Annotated in this window: 23 protein-coding genes; 5 read left to right on the forward strand and 18 right to left on the reverse strand. The window is 36.9% G+C overall.

Going from position 1 to position 26,261, the window contains the following annotated elements; all coding sequences use genetic code 11:
• Positions 1-145 precede the first annotated feature (145 nt).
• The 5 genes from HBB17_RS10840 to HBB17_RS10860 form a co-directional block, all read right to left on the reverse strand.
• Entirely contained in the window at positions 146-1,669 is a 1,524-nt protein-coding gene (locus HBB17_RS10840) for an aminotransferase class I/II-fold pyridoxal phosphate-dependent enzyme (RefSeq protein WP_167957517.1), read from the reverse strand.
• Positions 1,670-2,010: 341 nt separating this feature from the next.
• On the reverse strand, positions 2,011-3,354 hold the full coding sequence (locus HBB17_RS10845) for an FtsW/RodA/SpoVE family cell cycle protein (RefSeq protein WP_167957518.1): 1,344 nt from the start codon (positions 3,352-3,354) through the stop codon (positions 2,011-2,013).
• The gene (locus HBB17_RS10850) at positions 3,354-3,692 is read right to left on the reverse strand and encodes a PadR family transcriptional regulator (RefSeq protein WP_167957606.1); all 339 of its coding nucleotides are present in this window, start codon (positions 3,690-3,692) and stop codon (positions 3,354-3,356) included. Before HBB17_RS10850 ends, HBB17_RS10845 begins: the two co-directional genes overlap by 1 nt.
• A gap of 570 nt (positions 3,693-4,262) precedes the next feature.
• Positions 4,263-6,068, reverse strand: coding sequence for an oligoendopeptidase F (gene pepF, locus HBB17_RS10855; protein ID WP_167957519.1), 1,806 nt, complete (start codon positions 6,066-6,068; stop codon positions 4,263-4,265).
• A gap of 141 nt (positions 6,069-6,209) precedes the next feature.
• Entirely contained in the window at positions 6,210-6,737 is a 528-nt protein-coding gene (locus HBB17_RS10860) for a GNAT family N-acetyltransferase (RefSeq protein WP_167957520.1), read from the reverse strand.
• Between the two features lie 297 nt (positions 6,738-7,034).
• Here HBB17_RS10860 and hcp point away from each other — a divergent pair, with 297 nt between their 5' ends.
• Complete coding sequence (gene hcp, locus HBB17_RS10865) at positions 7,035-8,708, forward strand: hydroxylamine reductase (protein WP_167957521.1); 1,674 nt, start codon at positions 7,035-7,037, stop codon at positions 8,706-8,708.
• Positions 8,709-8,897: 189 nt separating this feature from the next.
• Here the strand turns inward: hcp and HBB17_RS10870 are convergent, their stop codons facing one another.
• Entirely contained in the window at positions 8,898-9,659 is a 762-nt protein-coding gene (locus tag HBB17_RS10870) for an alpha/beta family hydrolase (RefSeq protein ID WP_167957522.1), read from the reverse strand.
• A 242-nt stretch (positions 9,660-9,901) separates the two neighbouring features.
• Here HBB17_RS10870 and HBB17_RS10875 point away from each other — a divergent pair, with 242 nt between their 5' ends.
• Both HBB17_RS10875 and HBB17_RS10880 read left to right on the forward strand, forming a co-directional pair.
• Positions 9,902-10,852 carry a glycosyltransferase family 2 protein gene (locus tag HBB17_RS10875; RefSeq protein ID WP_167957523.1) on the forward strand — a complete coding sequence of 317 codons (951 nt, stop codon included), beginning with the start codon at positions 9,902-9,904 and terminating at the stop codon, positions 10,850-10,852.
• Positions 10,853-10,892: 40 nt separating this feature from the next.
• Entirely contained in the window at positions 10,893-12,065 is a 1,173-nt protein-coding gene (locus HBB17_RS10880) for a hypothetical protein (protein ID WP_167957524.1), read from the forward strand.
• 121 nt (positions 12,066-12,186) lie between these two features.
• Here the strand turns inward: HBB17_RS10880 and fabZ are convergent, their stop codons facing one another.
• The 11 genes from fabZ to HBB17_RS10935 all read right to left on the reverse strand — a co-directional run bounded on the left by fabZ (position 12,187) and on the right by HBB17_RS10935 (position 23,210).
• Positions 12,187-12,609 (reverse strand): 3-hydroxyacyl-ACP dehydratase FabZ, encoded by a 423-nt coding sequence (fabZ, locus tag HBB17_RS10885; RefSeq protein WP_167957525.1) that lies wholly within the window; start codon positions 12,607-12,609, stop codon positions 12,187-12,189.
• A gap of 65 nt (positions 12,610-12,674) precedes the next feature.
• Positions 12,675-13,913 (reverse strand): beta-ketoacyl-ACP synthase II, encoded by a 1,239-nt coding sequence (gene fabF, locus HBB17_RS10890; RefSeq protein ID WP_167957526.1) that lies wholly within the window; start codon positions 13,911-13,913, stop codon positions 12,675-12,677.
• A gap of 176 nt (positions 13,914-14,089) precedes the next feature.
• Complete coding sequence (gene fabG, locus HBB17_RS10895) at positions 14,090-14,830, reverse strand: 3-oxoacyl-[acyl-carrier-protein] reductase (protein WP_167957527.1); 741 nt, start codon at positions 14,828-14,830, stop codon at positions 14,090-14,092.
• Entirely contained in the window at positions 14,824-15,759 is a 936-nt protein-coding gene (gene fabD / locus HBB17_RS10900) for an ACP S-malonyltransferase (protein WP_167957528.1), read from the reverse strand. The genes fabG and fabD overlap by 7 nt, the downstream gene beginning before the upstream one ends.
• 124 nt (positions 15,760-15,883) lie before the next feature.
• Positions 15,884-16,114: an acyl carrier protein gene (gene acpP / locus HBB17_RS10905; RefSeq protein WP_167957529.1), complete on the reverse strand. Its 231-nt coding sequence runs from the start codon at positions 16,112-16,114 to the stop codon at positions 15,884-15,886.
• A 17-nt stretch (positions 16,115-16,131) separates the two neighbouring features.
• A complete protein-coding gene (locus tag HBB17_RS10910) occupies positions 16,132-17,115 on the reverse strand; it encodes a beta-ketoacyl-ACP synthase III (RefSeq protein ID WP_167957607.1) in 984 nt (327 codons plus the stop codon).
• Between the two features lie 194 nt (positions 17,116-17,309).
• A complete protein-coding gene (locus HBB17_RS10915; RefSeq protein ID WP_167957530.1) occupies positions 17,310-18,707 on the reverse strand; it encodes a sensor histidine kinase in 1,398 nt (465 codons plus the stop codon).
• Positions 18,677-19,390: a response regulator transcription factor gene (locus HBB17_RS10920; protein WP_167957531.1), complete on the reverse strand. Its 714-nt coding sequence runs from the start codon at positions 19,388-19,390 to the stop codon at positions 18,677-18,679. Before HBB17_RS10920 ends, HBB17_RS10915 begins: the two co-directional genes overlap by 31 nt.
• A gap of 184 nt (positions 19,391-19,574) precedes the next feature.
• On the reverse strand, positions 19,575-20,330 hold the full coding sequence (locus HBB17_RS10925) for an ABC transporter ATP-binding protein (RefSeq protein ID WP_167957532.1): 756 nt from the start codon (positions 20,328-20,330) through the stop codon (positions 19,575-19,577).
• 5 nt (positions 20,331-20,335) lie between these two features.
• Positions 20,336-22,621 (reverse strand): ABC transporter permease, encoded by a 2,286-nt coding sequence (locus HBB17_RS10930; protein ID WP_167957533.1) that lies wholly within the window; start codon positions 22,619-22,621, stop codon positions 20,336-20,338.
• Positions 22,622-22,865: 244 nt separating this feature from the next.
• A complete protein-coding gene (locus HBB17_RS10935; protein ID WP_167957534.1) occupies positions 22,866-23,210 on the reverse strand; it encodes a winged helix-turn-helix transcriptional regulator in 345 nt (114 codons plus the stop codon).
• A 197-nt stretch (positions 23,211-23,407) separates the two neighbouring features.
• Between HBB17_RS10935 and HBB17_RS10940 the strand changes: the two genes are divergently transcribed.
• Both HBB17_RS10940 and HBB17_RS10945 read left to right on the forward strand, forming a co-directional pair.
• Positions 23,408-23,920, forward strand: a complete 513-nt coding sequence (locus HBB17_RS10940; RefSeq protein WP_167957535.1) for a flavin reductase family protein — start codon at positions 23,408-23,410, stop codon at positions 23,918-23,920.
• A 206-nt stretch (positions 23,921-24,126) separates the two neighbouring features.
• The gene (locus tag HBB17_RS10945) at positions 24,127-24,648 is read left to right on the forward strand and encodes a GNAT family N-acetyltransferase (RefSeq protein WP_167957536.1); all 522 of its coding nucleotides are present in this window, start codon (positions 24,127-24,129) and stop codon (positions 24,646-24,648) included.
• Positions 24,649-24,659: 11 nt separating this feature from the next.
• Here HBB17_RS10945 and cls read toward each other — a convergent pair whose 3' ends face one another.
• Positions 24,660-26,213 (reverse strand): cardiolipin synthase, encoded by a 1,554-nt coding sequence (gene cls / locus HBB17_RS10950; protein WP_167957537.1) that lies wholly within the window; start codon positions 26,211-26,213, stop codon positions 24,660-24,662.
• Positions 26,214-26,261 lie beyond the last annotated feature (48 nt).

Raw genomic sequence — 26,261 nt, forward strand, 5'->3', positions numbered from 1 at the left:
TGTACAACCGTATTATACTACAGTTGTGCACTTTAGCAATTCTTTTCTAGCAATTTTTCGCCTTTGGTCCTTGGTTTCGGTATTATTATAGCAGGCACCCAGTTACCTATGTAACCGAACGCCTGCTTTACAAAACATCATATTCTTATTGTCGATAATAACTAAGGAAATCTGCTAATTCCCCAGTTGCTTTCTCTAATACTTCCAACCGAGGCAGATAAACAATACGGAAATGATCGGGTTGGCTCCAATTGAATCCACCACCATGTATGATTAGAATCTTCTTGTCGGTTAATAAATCTAAAGCAAATTTTTCATCATTCATAATATTGAACTTTTTAATGTCTAACTTAGGGAAGATATAGAAAGCAGCTTTTGGTTTCACTGCACTAACACCTGGAATATCATTTAATGCCTTATAGATATACTCTCTTTGTTCGTATATTCTTCCACCTGGGATAATGTAGTCATTCACACTCTGATGACCACCAAGTGCAGTCTGTACAATAGATTGTGCTGGTACATTAGAGCACAATCTCATATTAGAGAGCATATTGATTCCTTCCATATAATCCTTAGCAATCTTCTTGTTTCCGCTAAGTACCATCCAGCCAATACGGTATCCAGCGATCATATGTGATTTTGATAAACCACTAAATGTTACACAGAATAAATCTGGTGCCAACGAAGCGATGGAGATGTGTTCCTCCCCATCCATTACAAGACGATCATAGATCTCATCAGAGAATATAATCAACTGATGCTCTCTTGCAATATCCACAATCTGTTGTAAAACTTCTTTTGGATACAGTGCACCTGTTGGATTATTCGGATTAATGATAACAATAGCTTTCGTTCTATCACTAATCTTTTTCTTAATATCTGCCATATCTGGGTACCATTCGGATTCTTCATCACAGATATAATGTACGGGCTTTCCTCCCGCTAATGTTGCACATGCTGTCCATAATGGATAATCTGGCGATGGAATTAGGATTTCATCTCCATCATTTAACAATGCTGACATACTCAGATTAATTAACTCGCTGACACCATTCCCTGTATAGATATCCTCCACAGATACATTCGGAATCTGTTTGATCTGTGCATACTGCATGATCGCTTTTCTCGCTGAGAAAAGGCCTTTTGCAGAAGAATACCCTTCACAATCTGTCAGCTGTCTAGACATATCATAGATCACCTCATCCGGTGTACGGAAACCAAATGGAGCAGGATTTCCAATGTTCAATTTTAATATATGGGTTCCTGTTTCCTCCATTTTGGTTGCTGCATCTACAACAGGACCTCTTACATCATATAGTACATGATCAAGTTTTGTAGATTTTTTAATTTCACGCATTTTATTTCCCCCTATTTTCTTATTATTATTCGACTCCACGATAATCTGTTTGGCATCTCCACTCCGGGTAATCTCTGTACCAACAGAAACTTGTTCCCCTTTCAGCCATTTATCTTCTACATGCAGTGCCTCTGCAAGAAAACGGATCATATCCGCTCGCGGAACCGTTTTCCCACTAACATACTGGCTTACATGACTTTTCCCCAATTTCACGCCTTTTTCTACAGCTAACTGGATTAAATCCACTTGCTTCATGCCCTGCTTATCCATCGCATACTTAAGTCTTTCTGCAAATGTTCCTTGCTCCATCTTTACTCACCAACCCTTTTACAACCGTTTTACAAATTGAAGTTCAATTTAAAGTTCAATATTTTCGTTTAAGTTCAAAGTTATTTTTAACTAGTATAGCACCTTCCTATCAAAAGTTCAATTCATTTTTTTATAACTTCATTTTTCATTGTATCTACATCTTCATTTATTTTTATATTCCTATTTACCCACTCATTAGACTAAAAAAAACCTGCTCACATTACCATAATTAAAATGTGAGCAGGTTTTGTATACACATATCGCTATAATAATTCATATCAAAAGTTTAATATATAAGTCCTGTTTATACCTTTTTTTAAGTCATATTGAAAAGACAGACATTAGATCGACGATTCCTTTGAAACATTACGTTTGCGCACTATAATCGGGTTTCTTGCAAGTACATTCTGATAACGATAAATACTCATTAGAATCCCAATTAGTGCATATGTAACAATTGTACCAGTTCCACCATAAGAAAATAACGGTAGGTAAACTGCAATAGTTGGCAATATCGTTAAATTAACTAATACATAAAGTATAATCTGAATTGTCAAAGCTAAACTACAGCCTATTCCAATAGCAAGCCCAAGTTGATTTTTTTGACGAGTACTATTTATAATTACTTTATAGATAAATACTCCTAATACCGACAATAAAATAATTGCTGCTACTATACCGTAATACGAGAATATATATGTTACGATATAATCACTTGGAAGACCATACACTGATGCTTCTATTCCTTTTGTGCTTTTTCCTATTAAATTACTGCTAAACAAAAGCTTTCGTAACAAATTCAATAAATAACTAAACTCACTCTTCGTATTAATCACAGATAGTAATCTTGCTTTCTGATAGGTAGCACCATAAAAGGCTAAATACGTGATTATTGCTATTGGTAATCCCATTATAATTGTAATGATTAATGCCTTTGCCTTTTTAAATTCACTAAACCACCCTCTTTTGGTCACAAACAACATCTGCAATGACATAATCAAGAATAATGATATTGATAATGATAATTCAAGTATCTTAAACGTTAATAGGACAGGTATTCCAAGCCATAAACATGATTTAAAAAATCCAATCTTTCCTTTATTTTTGTAAGAATACAGGATTCCTCCAAACAAGGGAACATAAAGAAAAACTAATTGATGTAAACTAATTGTCGTTCCTAAAAATCGCAAATATCCTTTCTGCCCATCTATTAATACTCCGTTTGTAGCGCTAACAAGTAATAATAAAATCATTGCTACCGCTCCTAGTTTTCCATATAATCCAATGCTTGTATAATCAATAAAGCAAAATAACATCATCGTTAAAAACCCTACTATAACATATATGATTTGCGTATGTAGATTATATTGATAAAAACCATTTCCCATATTCGTTATCATTAGGTATTGAAGTGTTGTACCCACTAAACTTAATATTAGAACGAGGATCAACATCGTTACGTCCATCTTAGGTCGATGGATACGATCTAAGGCAATTCCTACTTCTACTGGGTCTCCCATTTCATTAACCGCTTTTTTGTATGCTTCTTCTTCGACGATTCCCTCTTCTATGTAAACTTCTTTCTGATCATTAATATGATCCATCAATTCTCTTGCAACCATATCCTTTGCTTTATCACATCGGATTTGTTCCGTTACAGTTTTAAGATATTGTTCTATATCCATTACATCCCCTCCATTACACAAGAAAGTACTCCTACCACTGCCTTTGAATACGCATTCCATTCTTCTTTCTTTTGTTTTAAGTGCTTAATTCCACTTTTCGTTATAGAATAATACTTTCTAGATTTTCCAGAGATTTCTTTTTCATAGCTTATTAGAAATCCTTTATCCTCCAAAGAATGTAGTAACGGATATAACGTTCCAGCTTTCAGTTCAAATACATTATTTGAACGAGTACGAAGTGATTCAATCATCTCATATCCATATAAATCTTTTTCCTCTAGTAACTTTAAAACTAACATTGACGTACTTCCTGATAGTAATGCTTTATCAATAGCCATCATTTTTACCTCCTCATGATATATCGAGCATCTATATATGTTTATTATATATAGATGCTCGATATATGTCAAGGTATAACAAGATAAATTAGATATTTTTTCCATGATAAATATGTAAATATAATGTAACAATTAAAATGGTTTCACACTATTCTATACCTGCTCCTTAGATTTGAAAAACCTACTCACATTGGGACTATCCAATGTGAGTAGGTTAGGATAAAGTAATTTTGATATTCTTATTGGATTGACGGAAAACAATACAATTCAGAGAATGCCATCTCAAGAGGATATTATACAAAACGTGGTGATATCATTCATGTATGGTGTAATAAAAGTAAATGTAATAAAGTTTATAGGTGTAAACTTATGGCATTCCTAAGTAGTCTAATAGGAACAGAAATGAAGAAGCCTGGCAATTGTTTTTTGCATGCAAATGGAGCTACGCTCTAAGTACTTAGTGCGATAGCCCCATCTTCTTCATTCATGCAAATTTCAATTCTAATTAATTAAGTGACTAGTTGACCTGCTAAACATGAGCAAGTAGCGTTGGTACACAGATTGTAAGATTTACTCACTTAAATGACTCAACTCATAAATCTCATCGATCATCGAACCAATGGTATCTATAGTATCAAGTAATGGCTGATCTGTTGTAATATCAATTCCTGCCATCGCCGCTAATTCCACTGGTGTCTTGGTACTTCCTGCTGCCAATACCTTCTTCCAGTCTTCGATTGCTTTCGTACCTTCTGTCTCGATACGTTTACATACTTGTGTTGCAATAGTAAGACCTGCGCTGTATGTATAGGAATACAAGCCCATGTAGTAATGAGGCTGACGCATCCAAGTCAGTTCAGCACCTTCTGTAAGTTCCACTTCATCACCCCAGAATTTTGTTAATACATCTTTCATAATACCACTTAATGTATCTGCTTGAACACTTCCACCTGCATCAACAATTCGATACACTTCTCTTTGGTATGCCGCTTCTAATAAATGGGTTACAAAGTTATGATAATATGTATTGCTTACCATATTGGACAATACCCATCTACGGAAACGTTCGTCTGTACTTGTCTTTAATAGATAGTGTCCCATTAGAAGTTCATTCATCGTAGATGGACTTTCTACAAAATACGTTGACACTTCTGTATCAAAGATCGATTGTGCATTGTTACATGCCTTAAAGTGTCCAGCATGTCCTAATTCATGTGCAAGGGTGAATACATCAGACATTCTTTCATTCCAAGTAAGAAGAATAAATGAATTTCTTCCATATGGGCTAGCACAAAATCCTCCCGTAGATTTTCCTTTGTTCTGTGCAAAATCTACCCAACGGTCTTTGTATGCTGTTTGAACCATCTTCACATAGTCTTCTCCAAGAATGGATAACCCCTTTTCGATATATTCTTTCGATTCTTCAATGGTTACCTTTGGACTATAGTCCGTATCAATTGGGAGTTTCAAATCGGCATATGTCATTCGATCTAGATTATGCAGTTTCTTGATCAATCTTGCATATTTTCTCATATGAGGTGCAAGTTTTTCCATAATCGTATCAATCTGTCGATCATACAGATCACGACTTACCTTTTGTGAGAATAATAAGCTGTCGAATACCGAATCGAACCCTCTTAATGTTGCCATGATCTTTTCCTGTTGCACGGTTGTATCATAAGCAGTTGCTGTAACATTCTCATATTCTTTAATCTTTTTAGAGAATGCAGTAAAAGCAGCACGTCTTACATCTGTACGAGGATCATATTCGTAATCATCTTCGAACAAAGAGTATCCTAATGGATATTCTTTTCCATCAACTGTAAAGTTATCGAATTTCATATCGGCTAATTTTGTTACATTGTAAACTTCATAAGGAGAGTTAAGCGTCGGTGCAATAGCAGTCAGTACTCGCTCTGCTTCTGGGTGTAATTTATGTGGTTTACCTCTAAGAATATCCTTAAGGAAGTTCTTACTTTCTTTTGCCATTCCAATTGCTTCTTCGATAACTTCTTCTTTTTGTTCTACAATTTCACTTTCAACAAAACTTAAAGCACTCAATGTTGCGGATATAATTCGACCAATCTTACTATTTCGATCTTGATTTTTTCCATCATAGTAATCTACCGAAACTGCTAAATCTGTATAATGTTCAACTAAAATTACTAATTCAATTAATTTGCGATATTCATCAAGACAAGCAACAATATTTTGCGCAGTATTCAATTTTCCCTTATAGGATTCCACAATCTGATCTCTCAGCTTTTCTACTTTTGCAACATCGGCATACATATCTTCTTCCGTTTTATAGATTAGTGATAAATCCCATGTTAATTCCACTGGAACATCTTTTCTTGCCAATAATTCTTTTGCCATTTTATCTATTCCTTTCTTGTACATTATTTCTTTCATTTTACACCCGATTACAGGCAACATGCAAGTTCCTTAGGAAGGTTCTCCATCATTTCACAGCCAATCCTTTACGAATTCTGCTTAAGGATTCCGGCTTTACATCTTTTATTTCTCAAATGTGTACACCAATTTGGGTTGTCCATCAATCTGTTCCTTCTTCACATCATACGTTCCATCGGTATAGGTAGTTAAAACCTTATTCCAAAACATTTGCGCTCGTTTATTATTCTCTGTGGACTGTGTGAACAGCATCCATTTTCCATGATGCTTATTCAGTATGGACAAAACCGCTTTTTCCCCAATTCCTTTTCCCCGAAATGGGCTAAGTAAAAACATCTCATAGATATAATAATCAATTCCTTTTGGTACATAACGACCACTTCCAACTAAACAAAATCCAGCAGGAATGCCATCTACTCGTAGTAAGTAAGGGAACAATACCTCTGGGTGTTCAAACCATATCTGTTGGATATCATATTCTTCCTGTAACGTCTTTACCTCCCCCTCTTCGAATATTCCATATTCATTGGGTAACGTACCATGGATTCCAGCGAGATCATGAAGGTATAGTGGATACATGTTCTTAATAATAAAGCCTGTTTCTTTATTTGCTACTGTGATTTCTATATTCATTATCGTTTTCTCCCATCATTTCATTTAATCTTAGTCCCTATGTTCTTTCAGACATCAGATGACCTTGTGATTTCATTTATCTATAGAATAGGACAAATGCACGCATTTCGCAACCTTACCTATCCATTCTTTCCAAAATTACATAATTAACGGTCTATGGCACCATACTATGATGATGGAAAGACCGAAATGTCATTTCCTATTGTGCTTGCATAAGTTGCAAAGTAATGAACTATTGGTGCATGTGTAATGATCAAAAGTCATTATCACCTTACACTCTAGAAAGAAGGAAGTAATATGGGAAATAATATGGATTTAAATTATGCAATGTTCTGCTATCAGTGTGAACAGACGGCTGGCGGCAAAGGTTGTACGAAAATGGGTGTTTGTGGAAAGACCCCTGAGATTGCAAACCTACAGGATCTTTTAATCTTCCAGCTCAAAGGAATCAGCTGTTATGCAAAAAAAGTAATTGATCAGGGCGATCATGTGGAGAAGGACGTTGTCTCTTTTATTGAGAATTGCCTATTCACCACATTGACGAATGTAAACTTCGATGCCCAGGTTCACGTAGCTTTACTAAAAGAATCCCAAAAAATAAAGGAATACTACCGCCAAAAAATTGGTGAGATTGGATCAACTACCGCACATGTAACTTACAATTTGCCTGAAACCAAATCAGAAATGTTGAAAGATGCCAATATAGCAGGAATTATGTTTGACCAATCACTAGACCCTGACATACGTTCCTTACGTCAAACTGTTCTTTATGGATTAAAAGGAATCAGCGCTTATGGACACCAGGCAAGAGAATTAGGGTATTATAGTGATCAAGTAGATGACTTTTACATTCTTGCCTTAGAAGAAATAACAGATGACGAGAAAACTGTAGAGGAACTCATACAGTTAACCTTACGAACAGGTGAGAATGCCATCGAAGTAATGAAAGTATTGGATGATGCCAATACCTCAACGTACGAGAATCCTTTCCCTCATACGGTAGATGTACACATAAAAAAAGGCCCATTTATCATTGTATCCGGTCATGACCTAAAGGATTTATCTATGCTTTTGGAACAGACAAAGGATAAGGGTATCAATATCTATACACATGGTGAGATGATTCCATGCCATGGATATCCAAAATTAAAAGAATACCCTCATCTTATTGGTAACTTCGGTGGCGCATGGCAGGATCAGCAATCCGAATTTGATAAGATTCCAGGCTGTATTCTTATGACCACAAATTGTCTGATGAAACCTCGTGAATCCTACAAGGATCGTATCTATAGCACCAATGTAGTAGGATGGGATGGCGTTCAATACATTCCAAAAGATGAAAATGGGTATAAAGATTTCTCACCAATTATTGAAAAAGCATTGGAATTAGGTGGATTTTCAGAAGACCAGGAACCTCATGAAATTCTTGTGGGCTTTGGTCATCATGCTACACTAAGTCACACAGATCAAATTGTACAAGCAGTAAAAGATGGACAGATTCGTCACTTCTTCTTAATTGGCGGCTGTGATGGCGCCAGACCGGGTCGTAACTATTATACAGAGTTTGCGAAACTAGTGCCACAAGACTGTATTATCATGACGTTAGCTTGTGGTAAATACCGCTTTAACAAGTTAGATTTTGGAGAAGTTGCTGGTCTCCCTCGTTTACTTGATATCGGACAATGTAATGACGTATATTCTGCCATACGAATTGCTGTTACACTTGCTGACGCATTCCAAACCGATGTAAATGCATTGCCACTATCCCTTATTATTTCCTGGTATGAGCAAAAAGCCGTTGCCGATCTACTTGCATTATTATCACTTGGTATTAAAAATATCTATCTTGGACCAACATTACCTGCCTTTTTCAGTCCTAATGTTTTGCAATATTTAGTAGATACCTTTGATCTGCACATGATCAGCAATCCTGAGGATGATATTAAAACCTGCTTACAGCAGGGTATCTAAAACTTCGCAGTTCAATTGCTGCCCTGAAGGGTTATCCTAAGGCATTTTCAGCAATTGAACTGCGAATTTTGAGTTACTCATTATACTTCCGAACTAAATGAATATGATAAAGCCGGACTATTATATAATACCGCTATCGTTTTAGAAGCTAATAATATTGACAAAATGGACCGAAAAACCGGTAACTTCCTACGGCAACATCTCAAGGAACTCCACCGTCGCCGATACCGCTTGTTCTGTCTGCTGCTGTGGTGCTATCTCTGCTTCCTTATCTCCTTTTTGCAAACCATAACTTCCAAAATAGCTGTGATTTCCCCCTTCAATCTCTATGAATGTAGCATCCTTTGGAAGTTTTGCGCTTTTTATCTTCTTCTGATCTGCTACGCCATCCTTACTTCCATATATGCTCAACACCTTACACTCTTTGTCTACTAGTTCATCTGATTTTGGATATGCGGCATAGAATACAACACCAGCAATCGTGTCATGTTTTCCTGCATAGGAACTTGCCATTACCCCTCCAAGTGAGTGTCCACCGATTGCCCATGTTTTGATGTCTGGATACTCCTTCACCACGCTATTTGCTCGATTAGGTGAGAGAATTGCCAGATTCCATTTCATTGGTACGATTACTACCAGATACCCTTGTTCTGCAATTCCACGACACAACGGAGCATATGCTTCTGGTTCCACTAAACCACCTGGATAGAAGATAAACCCTTTCGTTGCTTCCACTTTCGGTACAAATGCAATATTTTCCCCTTTGATCACCTCTACTGTACTACCATTTAACAATGCTTCCTCTGCTAGAGCATTTGGTTGATAACTGTGATTAATTCGATATGCACCATAAATGACACTTCCAACAATCACACAGAGTAGAAGTAGCACGGCATATTTTCCTATCTTCCTACTCTTTTTTTGAACTTCTTGCTGTCTTTTCCCATTCATTTTGATTCCTCCAATTCTATACTAATTGTATTACATATATCCTTCAAACTCAATCATCACACAGTAAAAGCTATACCACGTGTAATAGAATCGCTATATTTATTACAAAACTGTCATAGCTCGTCTGCCGTATTCTTGCAAAGCATATGAATTTATTGTAAAATAAGCAGAGGCTAATTTTGTAAATTAACTCAAACTTCGTACTAATCACCTATTCACTTATTCTTGAGAGGAGCACCCACATGAAGCCCATACTATACATTATCATTCCTTGTTACAATGAGGAAAGCGTCTTACCAATTACCTCTGGGTTATTCTTAGATCAAATACATACCCTTATAAGTAAGGAAAAGATTGATGAGCAAAGTAGAATTCTGTTCATTGATGATGGAAGCAAAGATACCACTTGGAACATCATTATGGAACTTGCCAAAAAGGACGAACATTACATAGGAATCCGCCAGAGTAGGAATCGCGGACACCAAAATGCAGTATTGGCTGGATTAATGGAAGCCAAAGACCATTGTGACATTACCATTTCCATTGATTGTGATGGACAAGATGATATATCTGCTATGGAAGCAATGGTGGATGCTTATCTTGATGGGTGCGAAGTGGTATATGGAGTACGTAGTAAGCGAGATACGGATACTTTCTTCAAGAAATTCACGGCCCAATCTTTCTACAAGTTCCTAAATGCTATGGGTGCAGAAGTCGTATATAACCATGCAGATTATCGTCTTCTCTCCAGCCGTGTATTGCAAGAACTTGCAGATTTCAAAGAAGTAAACCTATTCTTGCGAGGAATGGTTCCTTTGGTTGGTTTTAAAAGTACAAGTGTATATTATGAACGTCATGAACGAATGGCTGGAGAAAGCCATTATCCCTTACGCAAAATGGTATCCTTAGCATTTGACGGAATTACAAGTCTAAGTATAAAACCTCTTCGTTTGATCATGGGACTTGGCATTCTCGTATCCTTTCTAAGCTTTCTTGGTGCAATCTGGGCTGTAATATCTCAATTAACTGGTCATGCAATCACTGGTTGGGCAAGTACTACCTGTATTATCTGCTTTATTGGTGGCATACAATTGGTATGTCTGGGCGTAATTGGTGAATATATCGGCAAGATTTACATGGAAGTAAAAGCTCGACCACGTTACATAATAAGTGAACGAACAAAAAAAGAATAACCTGCTAACAGGAAATCATCTACGTCGCAAAGGAGGTATTATGAATAATATTGAAAAAACTATTCTAGGTGTAGTTGAAGAAAAACGTCACATTTTATATTTCTATATTATTAGCGTTCTTGCTTTGGTAATACGAATTGTAGGATTTGATTTTATGTCGAATGATATGTCCGTTTTTCTAATTCCATGGTATAATAACATCAAGGAAAGTGGGGGTCTATCAAGCCTAGACACACGCATAGGAAATTATAATCTCTTATATCAAACCCTCATTTCATTTATGACATATTTGAAAATTAATTGTGTATATCTTTATAAAATGTTATCCATTCTTTTTGATTACGTTTTGGCACTATCTATAGGCTCTTTTATTGCAACATATAAAGAAAAAAAATCTTTTCGTTTTGAATTTAATGTTGCCTATACCGTGGTTCTTTTTCTTCCAACGGTTGTATTAAATTCTTCTTATTGGGGGCAATGTGATAGCATCTATACGGCATTTCTTATATTGACCTTACTCTATCTATATAAAGAAAAGTTCACCCTTGCTTTTTTATTTTTCGGTTTGGGTTTGGCATTCAAATTACAGACAATTTTTCTGTTACCTTTTCTTCTTTGCTATTACATCTATAAGAAGAAATTCAGCATTCTTTTATTCGGACTTTCTCTATTCAGTTTTTGGTTTTCTGGAATAATCGCTTATATGAATGGCCGAAATATCTTAGATGCATTTCGAATATATCAAGAGCAAGCCGATACGTATCACAACATGTGGCTAAATGTATCTAGCTTTTGGGTTTTAGTAGGCGATAACTATGACACCTTACATACAGGTTCCATCATTATAACAATCATCTTATGTGGTCTAGGTCTCTATACAATTCTAGAAAACAAGAAGAAGCTTGCAACCATGGAGGAATATCTGAATACTGCTTGTTGGTTCCTATGGACATGTCTTCCATTCTTACCGGCTATGCACGAACGCTACACCTATGCGCTTGATCTTGTATTACTTATTCTATGTTTTATTAACAAGCACTATATCAAATATGCAGCCTTATCCATATTACTCAGTCTGATCACGTATGGTTCTTACTTATTCAGTAATGGAGGGTTGGACAAATGGCATGTTCTACTATACGTATTCGCTTGGGGTCACTATACATATAGCATTATTCGTTTGGATCAAAAAACCAATCCTGTCACCGAGTAGGACAGGATTGGTTTTTTTCTATAATATACAATATGCTTAATGAGAGTGTATAAATTATAAACTAATTAGGGTGCCAAAAGCCTTTAACAAAACTTGGCTTTTGACACCCTAACCATAAAAACTACTGCAAGAAGAAGGTAAGTTCTCCTTCTGCTACAAGCTCATCTTCTACGTAAGCTTTTGCTTCACCAACACCAACCGGTCCTTTTACCTTCGTGATCTTCGTAAATAACTTCAAGATACAACCTGGTTCTACTGGTTTTCTGAATCTCGCTTTTGTTATTCCTCCAAAATAAACAAGTTTTCCTGCATACTTTTCGCAGCTTAATATTGCAACTGCTCCAGTCTGTGCAAGCGCCTCAATGATCAACACACCTGGCATAACTGGTTTTTCCGGATAATGTCCTTGAAAAAATGGTTCATTATAAGATACTGCTTTATATGCTACTGCCTCAACTCCTGGAACCAAATTCTCAACACGATCCAATAATAGCATTGGGAATCTATGTGGTATGATCTTTTTAATTTCGTTAATTCCTAGCATTTTGAAGCTCCCTTCTTCTTACGATGTACCAACCAAACGGCTTATGCCGTTAACTGATCCTCTCGTTAGTCCTTATATTTTTTAACTATTATACTAGCATTATGTCCGCCAAACCCAAGGGAATTGGATAATGCATAATTTACTTCCATCTCTCTACCTTTTCCAGTAACATAATCAAGATCACATTCTGGATCAGCTACCTTGTAACCAACTGTTTCATGTACGTAAGAATCATCAATGGTTTTCACACAGGTAATGAATTCAACTCCACCTGCTGCACCTAGTAGATGACCAATCATAGACTTTGTAGAATTAATTGCAACATTCTTAGCACTGTCACCCAATGCTAATTTGATTGCTCTTGTCTCGAATAAGTCATTGTACTTTGTACTAGTACCATGTGCATTGATGTAATCAACGTCTTCTTTTTGAATTCCTGCATCTTTGATAGCATCTGTCATTGCTTTTGCAGCACCACTTCCATCTTCTGCTGGGGAAGTAATGTGGAATGCATCACAACTAGAACCATAACCTACTAATTCTGCATAGATCTTCGCACCTCTTGCTTTGGCATGCTCTAATTCTTCAAGCATAACAACGCCAGCACCTTCTCCCATAACGAAACCACTTCTCTCTCCATCAAATGGGATGGAAGCGCGTGTTTTATCCGTTGCTTCGCTTAATGCAGTAAGGTTCATAAATCCAGCAACACCAAGTGGGGTAATTGCAGCTTCACATCCACCAGCTAACATTGCATCTGCTTCTCCATATTGAATGGTACGGAATGCATCTCCAATGGAATGTGTACCTGTAGCACATGCCGTTACTACACTTGTACATTTTCCTTTAAGACCAAAGCGAATTGCAACATTACCAGCTGCCATGTTGCCAATTGCCATAGGGATCATAAGTGGAGAAACTCTACCTGGTCCTTTTTCTAATAACTTCTTATTCTCAGTTTCAATCGTACCAATTCCACCAATACCAGAACCAATGATGACACCAATCCGTTCTGCATTCTCTTCTGTCACTTCCAACCCACTGTCCTTCATTGCTTCAACAGAAGCAGCGATGGCATATTGACAGAAAGGATCCATTCTTCTTGCTTCCTTACGATCCATATAAAGAGTAGGATCAAAGTTCTTTAATTCCGCTGCAAGTTTTACTTTATAATTCTCTGTATCAAACTTTGTGATATCATCAATTCCTACTGTACCTGCTTTAATATTCGCCCAGAATTCTTCTACCGAATTACCAATTGGGGTAACAGCACCCATACCTGTAACAACAACTCTTTTCTTCATATTATTCCTTCTTCATATCGGCTAACGATATGGTCACAACATCTTATACAGAATGTGACAACCTTTCTTTTTATTCAAGATTATTAACTGTTCCATGTTTTCGAGATTGCCTCCAAACACTTCCCATAATTTTTGTATTCCTTGATTTTTATAGACTTGTGTGATTAGTCAAACCCCTATATTGCAATTCCACCATCAACTTGAAATACCTGACCGGTAATATAATCTGCTTGGCTTGATGCCAAATAAGACACCATCTTCGCAATATCTCTAGGCTGCCCCATCTTTTTAAGAGGAATTGTCTCTGCAACCTTCTCTTTTACCGCATCAGATAGCAGATCTGTCATATCTGTTTGGATAAACCCTGGAGCAACTGCATTTGCCGTAATATTTCTTGAGGCAAGTTCCTTAGCAACAGCTTTTGTCATCCCGATAATACCCGCTTTGGCTGCACTGTAGTTGGTCTGTCCAGCATTTCCAACAATACCAGAAACAGAAGAGATGTTGATGATCTTGCCACTACGTTGCTTTAACATATATCGGGATGCATGTTTGATGGTATTAAATGCTCCCTTTAGATTCGTAGTAATCACGTCATCAAATTCTTGTTCTGACATTTTTAACAATAGGTTATCTCTTGTAATACCTGCATTATTCACTAGGATATCGATAGTCTTATGTTCTTTCACGATATAATCAATCATTTTTTTTACTTCTTCGTATTGTCCAACATTGCATTGATAGATCTTCGCTTGTTTTCCTGTATCTGTTATACTGGTAAGTACTTCTTTTGCTGCTGCTTCATTGCCGCTGTAGTTAATAATCACATAAGCACCTTGTGCTGCCAATTCTTCTGCAATTGCTCGTCCAATTCCTCTGCTTGCACCTGTAACCAATGCTACTTTCCCTTCTAGCATACGATGTCCTCCAATTTCTCCAGATCTTCTAATTTTTCTATATTAATAACCGTAACGGTTTTATCAATCTTCTTTAAAAATCCACTTAATGTCTTACCTGGTCCAATCTCAACAAATGTTGTAACACCATCCGCGATCATGCGTTCCATTGTCTGTTGCCAACGTACAGGAGAATACACCTGCTTTTCTAGTAATTCCTTGGTCTCTGCAACATCTGTTACAACTTCTGCTTTCACATTACACATATATGGAATGGTCATTGGATTAACCTTGACATTCTTCAGTTCATTTCCTAACTTTTCACCTGCTCCATGTAACAATGCGGAATGAAATGGTCCACTTACCTTTAGTTCTAGCGCTCGCTTTGCACCTGCTTCTTTTAGACGGTCACATGCCTCTAAAACGGCTTCTTTCTTTCCTGATATAACAATCTGTCCTGGACAATTGTAATTTGCCGGTTGTACACACTGCTTTGTCTGCGCTTCCACTTCCTTACAGACTTTTTCTATGGTTTCTGCATCAAGTCCTAAGATTGCAGCCATCGTTCCTTCTCCGCTTGGCACTTCACTTGACATGTAGATTCCTCTTTTTCGTACCAGTTTAACGGCATCCTCGAAAGAAAGTACATCTCCAGCAACTAATGCTGCATACTCACCGAGTGAAAGACCTGCCGTGATCTCTGCTTTGATTCCCTTTTTCTTAACCGCTTGTAATATACTTACACAGGCAGTAAGCATTGCTGCTTGCGTATATTCTGTCAGATTAAGTTCCTCATTTTCTTCAAAACACATCTTGATTACATCAAAGTCTAATACTTGATTCGCACGTTCAAATATATCTTTACTTTCTTCTATCTGTTCATAAAAATCTTTTGCCATTCCCACATATTGTGCACCCTGGCCTGGAAAAAGAAATGCTGTCTTACTCATACAAACACCTACATATCCTTTCTTGTTTTCTTATAAAAATGCCCTAATTAGCAGAATAAGTTTTCATTTGTATTCCCTTACTCTGACCATAGGGCAGTTTGTTCCTATATTCTATTTCTTGTTCTTATGCTAATTTTGCTTCGATATATTTTGCTGCATCACCAACCGTTTTGATTTGTGGTAAATCTTCACTTGGGATTTCAATGTCGAATTTTTCTTCCATTGCCATAGCAAGTTCGAATAAATCTAAGGAATCTGCACCTAAATCATCAATGAAACTTGTTTCATCTTTTAATTCTTCTACACCTACGTTTAATTGATCTGCAACTAATTCTTTTAATTCTTCTAAATTCATCTCTAATTCCTCCTAAACTACCATTCAATTAATGTGGTTCCCCATGTGAGTCCACCACCAAATCCCGACAAGATAATCTTGTCGCCTCGATTCAACTTGTTTTTCTTATTCATCTTATCAAGTAATATTGGTATACTTGCTGAAGATGTATTCCCATACTTATCTAGATTCATTGGGAACTTCTCTATTGGTTCCTTCAGTTTCTTTGCAACTGACTCCAGTATTCGTTGATTCGCTTGATGTAATACATAATAACGAATCTCTTCTTTCGTACATCCAGCCTTTTCTATTACTTGTTGTATCGTCCCTGGTATCGTCTTGACAACAAACTTAAATACTTCTTGACCTTCCATCCTCACATAGTCCAAAGATTCCTTGTCAGATAGTGATATTGCTTTCGAGACCAATGGATTTACTATGTATCGACTAGCACATGTTAACGCATCTTTTCGTTTTCCATCTGAACCCAAAATAGACTCAAATAGACCAATGTCCGTCGCCTGAACAATCGCTGCTCCAGCTCCGTCTCCGAAAAGAACACACGTGGACCGATCATTCCAATCTAGCATCTTAGATAGTACCTCTGATCCTATGATCAACACAGTTTTGTAGATTCCCGCTTTGATAAATGCATATGCCGTATTTAACGCATAGATAAATCCTGTACATGCTGCACTCAGATCATAACAAACAGCATTCACTGCTCCTATTTCAGCCTGCACTTCACAAGCCGTATTCGGCAGATAGTTATCCGGTGACATTGTTGCCACAAGTATAAGATCAATATCCTGTGGATCAATACCAGCTCTTGTTATTGCTTTTGTTGCTGCCTTTGCTGCCATACATGCGGTTCCTTCCCCTGCAGTAACAACTCTTCGTTGTCTGATCCCGGTTCGGCTACTTATCCATTCATCGCTTGTATCAACGATACGAGACAAGAAATCATTATCTACTACTTGTTCTGGTAGGTAACTTCCTGTACTGACAAATCTCATCTCCATGTCATGTACCATGCCTTTCTGCCATTCCTTAATAGATACACCATGATACGATACATACTCATTATGCCAGTATCCCTCTATTAAGTCAAAACTTTTTTTACAAATTACTTTGATAATCAAAGTATATTGGTTCATATAGTATTTGTCAAGATTTTTTTTCATGTATTCATACTTCTTACCTCAAGAATTAGATCTCATGTAATTATCTTTGGTAAGGTAAATTGTATTGTTGTTCCTTTCCCTAATACACTGTCACATTCCACCATTCCTCCATGTCTATTGATTACACTTTTAACAATATACAGTCCTAGTCCAGAACCAGATGTCTCTTTTTGGGTTCTAGCTTCTTCTCCCCGATAAAACTTATCAAATATAAATGGGATATCACATGCTGCAATTCCTTGTCCATCATCTTCTACTTGCACAATAAAATAATCATTCGTTGTACGAAACCGAATATGGATCACTCCATTTTCATTTGTGTATTTAATTGCATTCCCTACAAGATTCTGCATAACCTGCTGCATTCGTTCCCTAGATATCATCAGCAGCATTTCTGGAATTGTTCCTACTTCTAGTGTTCTTCCTGCAGTTTCCACATCCTCTCTTAATTCAACCAATATGGTCTCCATATATTCTTTTATGTAGGTCTCTTCCATAGCAAAGGATTGTTCATCAAGTTCAACGGATACTGAATCCAATATATCGTTAATCATCTTTGTCAGGAAATTCGCTTTATTCATTATAATTGTCGATATATGTTCGAGCATTTCTTTCTCTTTTACTACTCCCTTATTAATGGCCTCTGCTGCACCAAAGATTGTAGCTACTGGTGTTTTTAAATCATGTGATAAACTTGCCGTTATCAATTTTTCTTTTTCTCTTAAACTACATTCCCGTTCTCTCCCTAGTTTTAATTCTTCCCGCATTAATTCTAACTGTTGACACAATACCCCAATGCTTGTGTTTGCTTGATATGTTATCTTCGTATCATAATCTCCATGCGCAATTTTATTCGTAATAAAATCTAGTTCATAGATTGGTTGAAAGATATCTCCTCGCAGTATTTTATATATCTTTAGCATCTGTACAAGGAATATACCAAATAATCCAATCGCTATTCCTACAAAAAGAAGTCCTAACGGATCATATGTCAACTTGTCACACTGTAATTCTATAAGTAACGTACCGCTTTGCACTGTATCACATATAATCGGAGAGGAATACACATACGTACTCATATCTTCCTTTTTCTGTAATATTGCTAACCGATGAAGATTGATCTGTTGATCTACAACAAAATCAGGCAAGGTAGAAAATTGTACCTTGCCTTTTGTGTCAATAATCGCACATGCATATTCTTTTAATACTTGATACTCCTGTTTTTCTGCTGCTTGCACTGCTAAAGCCAAATCAACCTTAACCTCTCCTGCTACCTTCCTTTTGTAAAGGTATTTGGTTGCAAGAATACTGGATAAAATCAAAAGTATACTTATAAATAATACTCCCAGTCCCTTTTTATATAAGATTTGGTCAATTGCCCTACAATCTCTATGCCTTCTTATGAAAGATTTGTTCGTTCCATATCCCACTTATATCCGACCCCCCAGACTGTCTTAATGCAATATACACCCTCTTTTGCTAACTTCTCACGCAATCTTCCAATATGTACTGCTATGGTATTCTCTTCAAGGAACTCATTCGTTCCCCACACACTCTCCATAATCTGTTCTTTTGTTAGGGCTTTATTCGCATTTCTTGTAAAATAATCGACTAACTTAAATTCCTTTACGGTTAAAGAAAGCTCCTTCCCATTCATGGTAACTGAAAACTCATCTATATTTATCACAAGGTCTCCGAATACACGAATCGGATTTTGGCTTTTTTCCTTCTCTCCTCCATTTGTAAATGTCGTATATCTTCGAATTTGTGATTTAACCCGCGCAACCAGTTCCACCATAGAAAATGGTTTTGTAAGATAGTCATCTGCACCCATTCCCAATGAGATTAACTTGTCACTATCTGATTTCTTTGCAGAAATTACGATAATTGGTATAAACGAATAGGTACGAATATTTTGACATACATGAATGCCATTCACACCTGGAAGCATAAGATCCAGTATAACAAGAATTGGTTTTTCCGTTTTTGCTGCTTCCATCGCTTCCATACCAGAGTGTATAATAATTACCTCATATCCTTCATTTTCAAGGAATAGTTTCATTAGTTCTGAAAGGTCTTGATCATCTTCAACTAGTAATATCTTATCTGCCATCGAATCCCCCCTATATGAGCTGTTCTTCCTCACCATAATCCTACCAATGGATTATGACATTCTTCTCGCTGCTAAATACGATAAGTTGTTGCAACTATATTGCTAGTATAGCATAAATCTCCCCTAACAGATAGAATCGTTCCATCCGAACACCGTTTATTTTTATTTTCTCCAATCAGCATGTTTACCAATTATGCTCCTTTAGGAATTGAAAGATTGTCTCTTCTCTCTCCTTTTTTTCTTCTGGATTATATTTTCCCAATGTGATATCCCCTGTTATGTGTCCATCGGATAAGAAAAGAAGGCGATTTCCTCTTGCACAAGCTTTAATATCATGGGTCACCATAATTATTGACTGTCCTTGCTCATTAATCTCTGTCATGAGATCCAAAACCTGTTCTGAGGAAGAGGAGTTCAATGCCCCCGTCGGTTCATCTGCAAAAAGGATCTTCGGAGACGTAACCAATGCTCTGGCTATTGCAACACGTTGTTGTTGTCCCCCTGACATCTCTGCTGGGTGTTTATTGCTTTGATCCGTTAACCCAAATGATGCAAATAGTTCATCCACCTTTTCATTAATCTCTTGTTTTTTCCCTACGCGGTATCCTGGATATGCTACATTTTCTTTTGCTGTTAAATCCGGAAGAAGATTAATACTTTGGAACACCATGGAAATCTCTTTATTACGAATCCTTGCCGCTTCCTGTTCTCCGATTTTCGTAATATCTTGTCCTAGCAGATTCACACTACCGCCAGTTGGCTTATCCATTGTACTAATAGAATATAGCAATGTAGATTTCCCACTTCCCGACGATCCCATTATAATTGTAAAATCGCCTTCATAGAATGTAACACTTATATTTTTCAAAACATGATTACCTGATTTTCCATTAATATAGGATTTACAAAGATCCTTTGTTTGAATAATACATTTTTTCATATCGTTTACTCCTCCATCAAATTCTTTGGTGCAATCTTCTTAATTGGTAATGATAACAAAATTGTAACCACACATACCATGCCCAATCCACCTAACGCTAGCGTAACGGTATATGGTGTATAGTTTCTCGCTCCATTAATCTGTAATACCATATTAAGTAACGCTGTACTAAACAGGTTATGCAAGATCGTGGCTATTGCTGTACTAATCGTCATTAAGATTCCATATTCCCATAAGTTTTGCCGTATAATATATCCCGTAGTAAATCCAAGTGCTTTCAAAATCCCATACTGTCTTTGGCAATTTGTCGTCTGCATAAGCAATACATTAAGGATAATAACGAATCCAAACAATAGGAATATTATAATTAGAATTCGACAAATATTTCGTAACATGTCTTCAATGGAACTAATTGATGTTGAAAGTGCCATGTATACTTGATCCACACTCACCCCTTGTACTTCCTGTTCCATACGATTACGGAATGCTTGCATATCCACGCCCTTCTTTAGGGTAATCACCGCTAATGTTGCTCTATATGTAGGAAAACACTCTTCCATTGCCTCCGATGTTAACATTCCACTAATACTACCCTCATTCTCATCATCCATCGTGCCAAAATATCCCGTTAACAAATATTCTTTTTCTATATTATTTAATGTTATTGTAAGGTAATCTCCAATCTCTAGATTCTGTTGCTTGGCTGAAACAATCGATAAAGCAATTTCATCCTTTGCGCTCGGAAGACGCCCTTGAAGAGGTTTGATATTTGTTATTTGCTCTGCCGTATTATTTAAAATGATTAATTTGCAGCCTATAATATCATGGGTACCCATAAACTCATCAACCTGCGTATGAAGAATCGAACCATAGACAAACTGTTTAACCTCCTGATTCTGCTTTAGATAATCAATTACCGTCTCATCAATATTTCCTACCACATAACAATCGCCCTTTGGTATGGAAAACCAACCATTACAGTTTGTATCCATATTATCGCAAGAATAATACGTCATGATAAACAAGAATGACATAGTAATTGCAAATGTCATAACTGCAATAATCGTTATACTTTGTTTTTTATATTGAAACATATGATTGATTGCCATTGCAAACGAAGATTTGGCATTGGTAATAACCGATTTTTTAATCTGGTCGGTACTCGCTGTATTCCCATCCTTAATTGCCTCAACAGGTGTAATCTCATTCAATCTTTTGAACACAATTTTCAAACTTACCCATAAAATACCTTCTAGTATAATTGGTATTACAATCACACTGATTACGCTTATACGGGATAGCTCAAACCCTGGTAAATACGTTGTTGCAGCCAAACAAACCATTTTGATCAATGGTAACGCAATCAAGCTTCCTAAGAGAAGTGCAATGGCACTAACAAATAGATATCCTTTTTTATATAAACTAACAACTTCCTTGGTTTCATAACCAAGACTTTTGTAGATTCCTATATTTTTGTATTCTTTCATAATTGTCGTTCGAATAAAGTAACCAATGACAGCCAACGCTAAGATAAATACTATACCAGAAGCAATAATCCCTACCTTACCAATCACAGAGGATCCGCTGCTTCCTTCGCTCATTAATTCCGCTCTTGTGTAGGCCTGTCCAATAACTCCCGTTGCTTCTTTAAATTCCTTACTATATTCTTTCGTTGCGTTTTTTAGATTTACCGCATCAATAGAACGGTCCATTACAATTTGATGTTTCTTGAAAAAGCTTTCATTTACAATCGTGATTCCTTTCCCTTTTGTATAAAAGGAACCATTATAAATAGCAGATACCGTAAGTTCTTCTACTGTATCAAATCCAAATTGAATGGTATCCCCTACTTCTATACTGTTTGGATTTGCCTGCGCTTTACTGATCCATACTTCTCCTTCTTTGGGATAGGCAGACTTGCCGCTATCAATTGTGACATACCCCGCATCAACAAATTTCATAAACTGTTCACCGGAAGTCAGGTAATTGGTGTTAACCATAATATTCCTATCATTACTTTTCATGGGAACTTGCAAAATCGTGCAATCCACTTGGTGGATTTTCTCTATATTCTGCGCCACTTCTTGTTCCACTTCCTGTTCCAAGTCATATTTCCCCGCTGTATAAAGATATACGTCTGGACAAGTTTTCCGTGTATAGCATGTTTTGCTATACGCTCCTAGCTCACCAACAAAGCCAACACACATTGTTAAAATTGTTGCAGTGAACAGAAGAATACTACCAATCATTATGTATTGTCGTTTTCGATATCGTAACTTTTTAAACCACATGAAACCAATCCTTTCTATACTCTTTGCTCTTTCTACATACAATGGTAACATACAGCTCTTACGTAAGCTTGCTAAAAGTATGACGAAATTATGACAATCTAGCCAAGGTATCAAAAGCCAACTCTAAACTACAGAACCAACGCACCAACAACTTCATAGAGTATATCGTAATATAGAAAAACACGCCTTTTCTCTTATGACAAAAGACGTGTTACTCTTATGTATTGGATCTCGTTGTCTGTATCTAATTGGACAATTCATCTTTATTTTCTGGCATATTTTCATGTCCCCAGCGACACATCTCATGTAAGATTGGCATTAGTGTCTTGCCCCGATCAGAAAGTGTATATTCCACACGTGGTGGTACTTCCCCATACTCTTTTCTAACAATAATCCCATCTTGTTCTAATTCTTTGAGCTGTTGTGACAGCATCTTATGTGTTATTCCTTTGATTTCTCTTTTTAATTGTCCATATCGGATTTGTGGATAATGACTCAACCAATATAGAATGGTCATCTTCCATTTTCCATTGAACAACGAAAGGGTATATTCAAATGGTTTTGAATTAATTTTAATTTCTTCCTCCATGGCAATACTCACCTCCCCGTAAGTATCTTACTTTAAAGTGCATACTTTTCATTATCAGATTGTTTATTATAATGATGATGTAAGAATCAAACAAAGCATTTGCAATCCCCTCGCATTTACGCTACTTGCCTAGAATAAAGTATCAAAAAGTAAATTCGATTGGGATGCCACATTTATCAAGAAAAGGAGAACACACTATGAAAAATTTTAAAGAAATACAAGCGAATGATTTTAATCAGAGTATCTTCCCTATGTTTGAAAAAGACTGGGCACTTATTGCCACTGAGGCTGGTCAAAAAGCCAATGCCATGACAGCCTCCTGTGGTGGTATTGGTGTCCTCTATCCTTATGGTCCTGTGGCTTTTATCTTCGTTCGACCTCAACGGTATACGCAGGAATTGATTCAACAATCCGATACCTTTTCCCTTAATTTCTTTTCTCCGTCTTACCACGATATTCTAGCCTATTTTGGTAAAGTATCAGGAAGAGACGAAGACAAGATTAAGAAGTCCAATCTAACCCTTCAACACACGATCGATACCCCTTACTTTGAGGAAGCGAACACGGTTTTCGTCTGTAAGAAAGTATATGTACAACAGCTTACTGGCGAAGGGTTTCTGGATGCCTCCGTTCCAGAAAAGGGTTTCCCAGAAAACGATTTTCATTATATGTACATTGGGAAAATCGAGAAGGTTTTGCTTTCTGACTAACCCTAGCCAATTCCAACTTCGCAATTCGAATCCGTAAAATATATTTTTCATGCAATCTAAGTATAGTTTACCATTTCATGGATTTACAGTCTACTTTTTTCGCGTTTTTTTATCTATACTACAGAGTGATATGAGTCGTTGGTATGATTACGATACTCGTTCAAAACATGCAATTTTGAGTTACATACAAGAAAGGAAAAACCACTATGAGAAATGTAGAAACAACAGACCTGCTTTCCCTACGAAAAGCAGAAAGCAAAGACAGTCTTCTCTTTGCAACTATAAAAGCTGCGGCCTATGATGACGACCGCAGCAAATCCATTCCCGTACCAGACCAAATTCCTGATTGGTATTACGGTACTTGGTATACAGGATTATGTATTCCAGATGAAGCAGAAGCGCTTCGTTTATTCGAGAATTATGATTGTTACCTACTCCTATTGCAGGACAAGCCCATCGGCATCTTTTGGTTACACCAAGAGGAAGCGAGTTCTCTTACTCTTGAAGATTTCTGCATCCTGCCTGCATACCAAAACAAAGGATATGGCACAGCTGCCCTGCATCTTATAGAGGAACAGTTTCCAGAGAATCCGGTTTGGCAGTTGTCCACACCCACCTTCTGCTTCCGAAACCGACATCTCTATGAAAAACTGGGCTATCAACAAATAGGAACTGCTTCCAATGGCAGTGTCATTCTATATGAGAAACGCACTGTATCTCCAAAGTAAATCCATATGTCTTACATCAGTGGTGCAAATAACCGCAATATTGCCTGAATGAGTCGCATCGGCAATCTTCGATGGCAATCCTTCTCTGTAATTCGTTTACTAACCGAAAAGACTTCCATTGCATCTTCTTTTACTTGTTTAACAACATTCGACTGGTATAAGAATACACCACATTCAAAATGAAGGTACAAGCTCCGATAATCCATATTGATAGTTCCTACGGTCGCTACTTCATCATCACAGACGAAGCATTTGGCATGAATAAAACCTGGTTGATACTCGTAGATCTTCACTCCATTTTGAACCAGTTGGGAATAGTAGGATTGGGTTAACCAGAAGACATACTTCTTATCCGGAATTCCAGGAGTAACGATTCGAACATCTACCCCTTTCTTTGCAGCCAGACAAAGTGCTGTCATCATTTCATTATCGATGATCAGATATGGCGTATACATGTAAATGTAGCGAGTTGCTCCATTGATCAGGTTTAGGTATACATTCTCACCCACGACCTCCTGATCCAATGGGGTATCTCCATATGGTTGTACATACCCATCAGACTCAAATACCTCATCGAAGTGAATATGTGGTTTGAATACAGAGATATCCTCATCCGTTGGACGCATGGCATTCCACATCTGAAGGAACATGACGGTAAAATTCCATACTGCTTCCCCTTTTAGCATAATACCAGCATCTTTCCAGTAACCGAATCGTTCAATATGATTGATGTATTCATCTGCCAGATTAATTCCACCCGTGAAAGCAGTATGTCCATCAATAACAAGGATTTTTCTATGGTCACGATGGTTCATAACAACAGAGAAGATTGGAATATAAGGATTGAACGCAAAACACTTAATCCCTAGACGCTCCATTTTTTGATAATACGGATAAGGTAGTGTTCGAAGACATCCAAAATCATCATAGATTAAGCGAACTTCCACACCCTGCTTTACTTTTTCTACTAAAATTTCAAGAATCTGATCCCACATCTTTCCTTCGTCAATAATGAAATATTCTAAAAAGATATAATGTTTTGCTTTCCGTAATTCCTGTAGCATATCAGGATAATTATCTTCTCCTGATTTATAATACTTGGCTGTGGTGTTCTTATAGATTGGAAAATTGGTTACCTTATGAATGTATCTGGACTGCAGGGCAACCTGTTTATTGGATTTCTCCAATTCTTCCAATACTTCTGCCGATTGCTCGAGACTGGGATTCATTTTGTTGTACTCTGCATCAAGTTTAGCACGTAATCTTCTAGACGGCTGCTTGTTTCCCATAGAAGCATATAAGAGTCCCCCAAGCAATGGGAATAATAGAATAGGTACAACCCACGCTAACTTATAAGCGGGGTTATCCTGTTTATTAATAATATACAGCACTGCTAAAGCACTAATGATATTGAATAAAGCCGAAATCATGGCAGAGTATTCACTTAGCTTTACAAGAAATAGGATCATCCAACCTACTTGTAAAGCTAAGATTACACCCACGATAAATATTCTGCTCAACACAACCTTTACTAATCTGACAGTTATTTCTTTTACTTTCTCCATACCCACACCTATGTCCCTATTTCATACATGTTTTTTAATGCTACCATT

The sequence above is a fragment of the Anaerosporobacter faecicola genome (genome assembly GCF_012070565.1).
Taxonomy (GTDB): Bacteria; Bacillota; Clostridia; order Lachnospirales; family Lachnospiraceae; genus Anaerosporobacter; species Anaerosporobacter faecicola.

Coding starts and splice junctions, on each gene's coding strand:
- HBB17_RS10845 (WP_167957518.1), bottom strand. CDS start 3,354: ATGGATATAGAACAATATCTTAAAACTGTAACGGAACAAATCCGATGT.
- HBB17_RS10910 (WP_167957607.1), bottom strand. CDS start 17,115: ATGGAGATGAGATTTGTCAGTACAGGAAGTTACCTACCAGAACAAGTA.
- HBB17_RS10945 (WP_167957536.1), top strand. CDS start 24,127: ATGAGAAATGTAGAAACAACAGACCTGCTTTCCCTACGAAAAGCAGAA.
- fabG (WP_167957527.1), bottom strand. CDS start 14,830: ATGCTAGAAGGGAAAGTAGCATTGGTTACAGGTGCAAGCAGAGGAATT.
- fabZ (WP_167957525.1), bottom strand. CDS start 12,609: ATGCTAGGAATTAACGAAATTAAAAAGATCATACCACATAGATTCCCA.
- acpP (WP_167957529.1), bottom strand. CDS start 16,114: ATGAATTTAGAAGAATTAAAAGAATTAGTTGCAGATCAATTAAACGTA.
- pepF (WP_167957519.1), bottom strand. CDS start 6,068: ATGGCAAAAGAATTATTGGCAAGAAAAGATGTTCCAGTGGAATTAACA.
- HBB17_RS10850 (WP_167957606.1), bottom strand. CDS start 3,692: ATGGCTATTGATAAAGCATTACTATCAGGAAGTACGTCAATGTTAGTT.
- HBB17_RS10935 (WP_167957534.1), bottom strand. CDS start 23,210: ATGGAGGAAGAAATTAAAATTAATTCAAAACCATTTGAATATACCCTT.
- HBB17_RS10840 (WP_167957517.1), bottom strand. CDS start 1,669: ATGGAGCAAGGAACATTTGCAGAAAGACTTAAGTATGCGATGGATAAG.
- cls (WP_167957537.1), bottom strand. CDS start 26,213: ATGGAGAAAGTAAAAGAAATAACTGTCAGATTAGTAAAGGTTGTGTTG.
- fabD (WP_167957528.1), bottom strand. CDS start 15,759: ATGAGTAAGACAGCATTTCTTTTTCCAGGCCAGGGTGCACAATATGTG.
- HBB17_RS10940 (WP_167957535.1), top strand. CDS start 23,408: ATGAAAAATTTTAAAGAAATACAAGCGAATGATTTTAATCAGAGTATC.
- hcp (WP_167957521.1), top strand. CDS start 7,035: ATGGGAAATAATATGGATTTAAATTATGCAATGTTCTGCTATCAGTGT.
- HBB17_RS10930 (WP_167957533.1), bottom strand. CDS start 22,621: ATGTGGTTTAAAAAGTTACGATATCGAAAACGACAATACATAATGATT.
- HBB17_RS10925 (WP_167957532.1), bottom strand. CDS start 20,330: ATGAAAAAATGTATTATTCAAACAAAGGATCTTTGTAAATCCTATATT.
- HBB17_RS10920 (WP_167957531.1), bottom strand. CDS start 19,390: ATGGCAGATAAGATATTACTAGTTGAAGATGATCAAGACCTTTCAGAA.
- HBB17_RS10860 (WP_167957520.1), bottom strand. CDS start 6,737: ATGAATATAGAAATCACAGTAGCAAATAAAGAAACAGGCTTTATTATT.
- HBB17_RS10870 (WP_167957522.1), bottom strand. CDS start 9,659: ATGAATGGGAAAAGACAGCAAGAAGTTCAAAAAAAGAGTAGGAAGATA.
- fabF (WP_167957526.1), bottom strand. CDS start 13,913: ATGAAGAAAAGAGTTGTTGTTACAGGTATGGGTGCTGTTACCCCAATT.
- HBB17_RS10880 (WP_167957524.1), top strand. CDS start 10,893: ATGAATAATATTGAAAAAACTATTCTAGGTGTAGTTGAAGAAAAACGT.
- HBB17_RS10875 (WP_167957523.1), top strand. CDS start 9,902: ATGAAGCCCATACTATACATTATCATTCCTTGTTACAATGAGGAAAGC.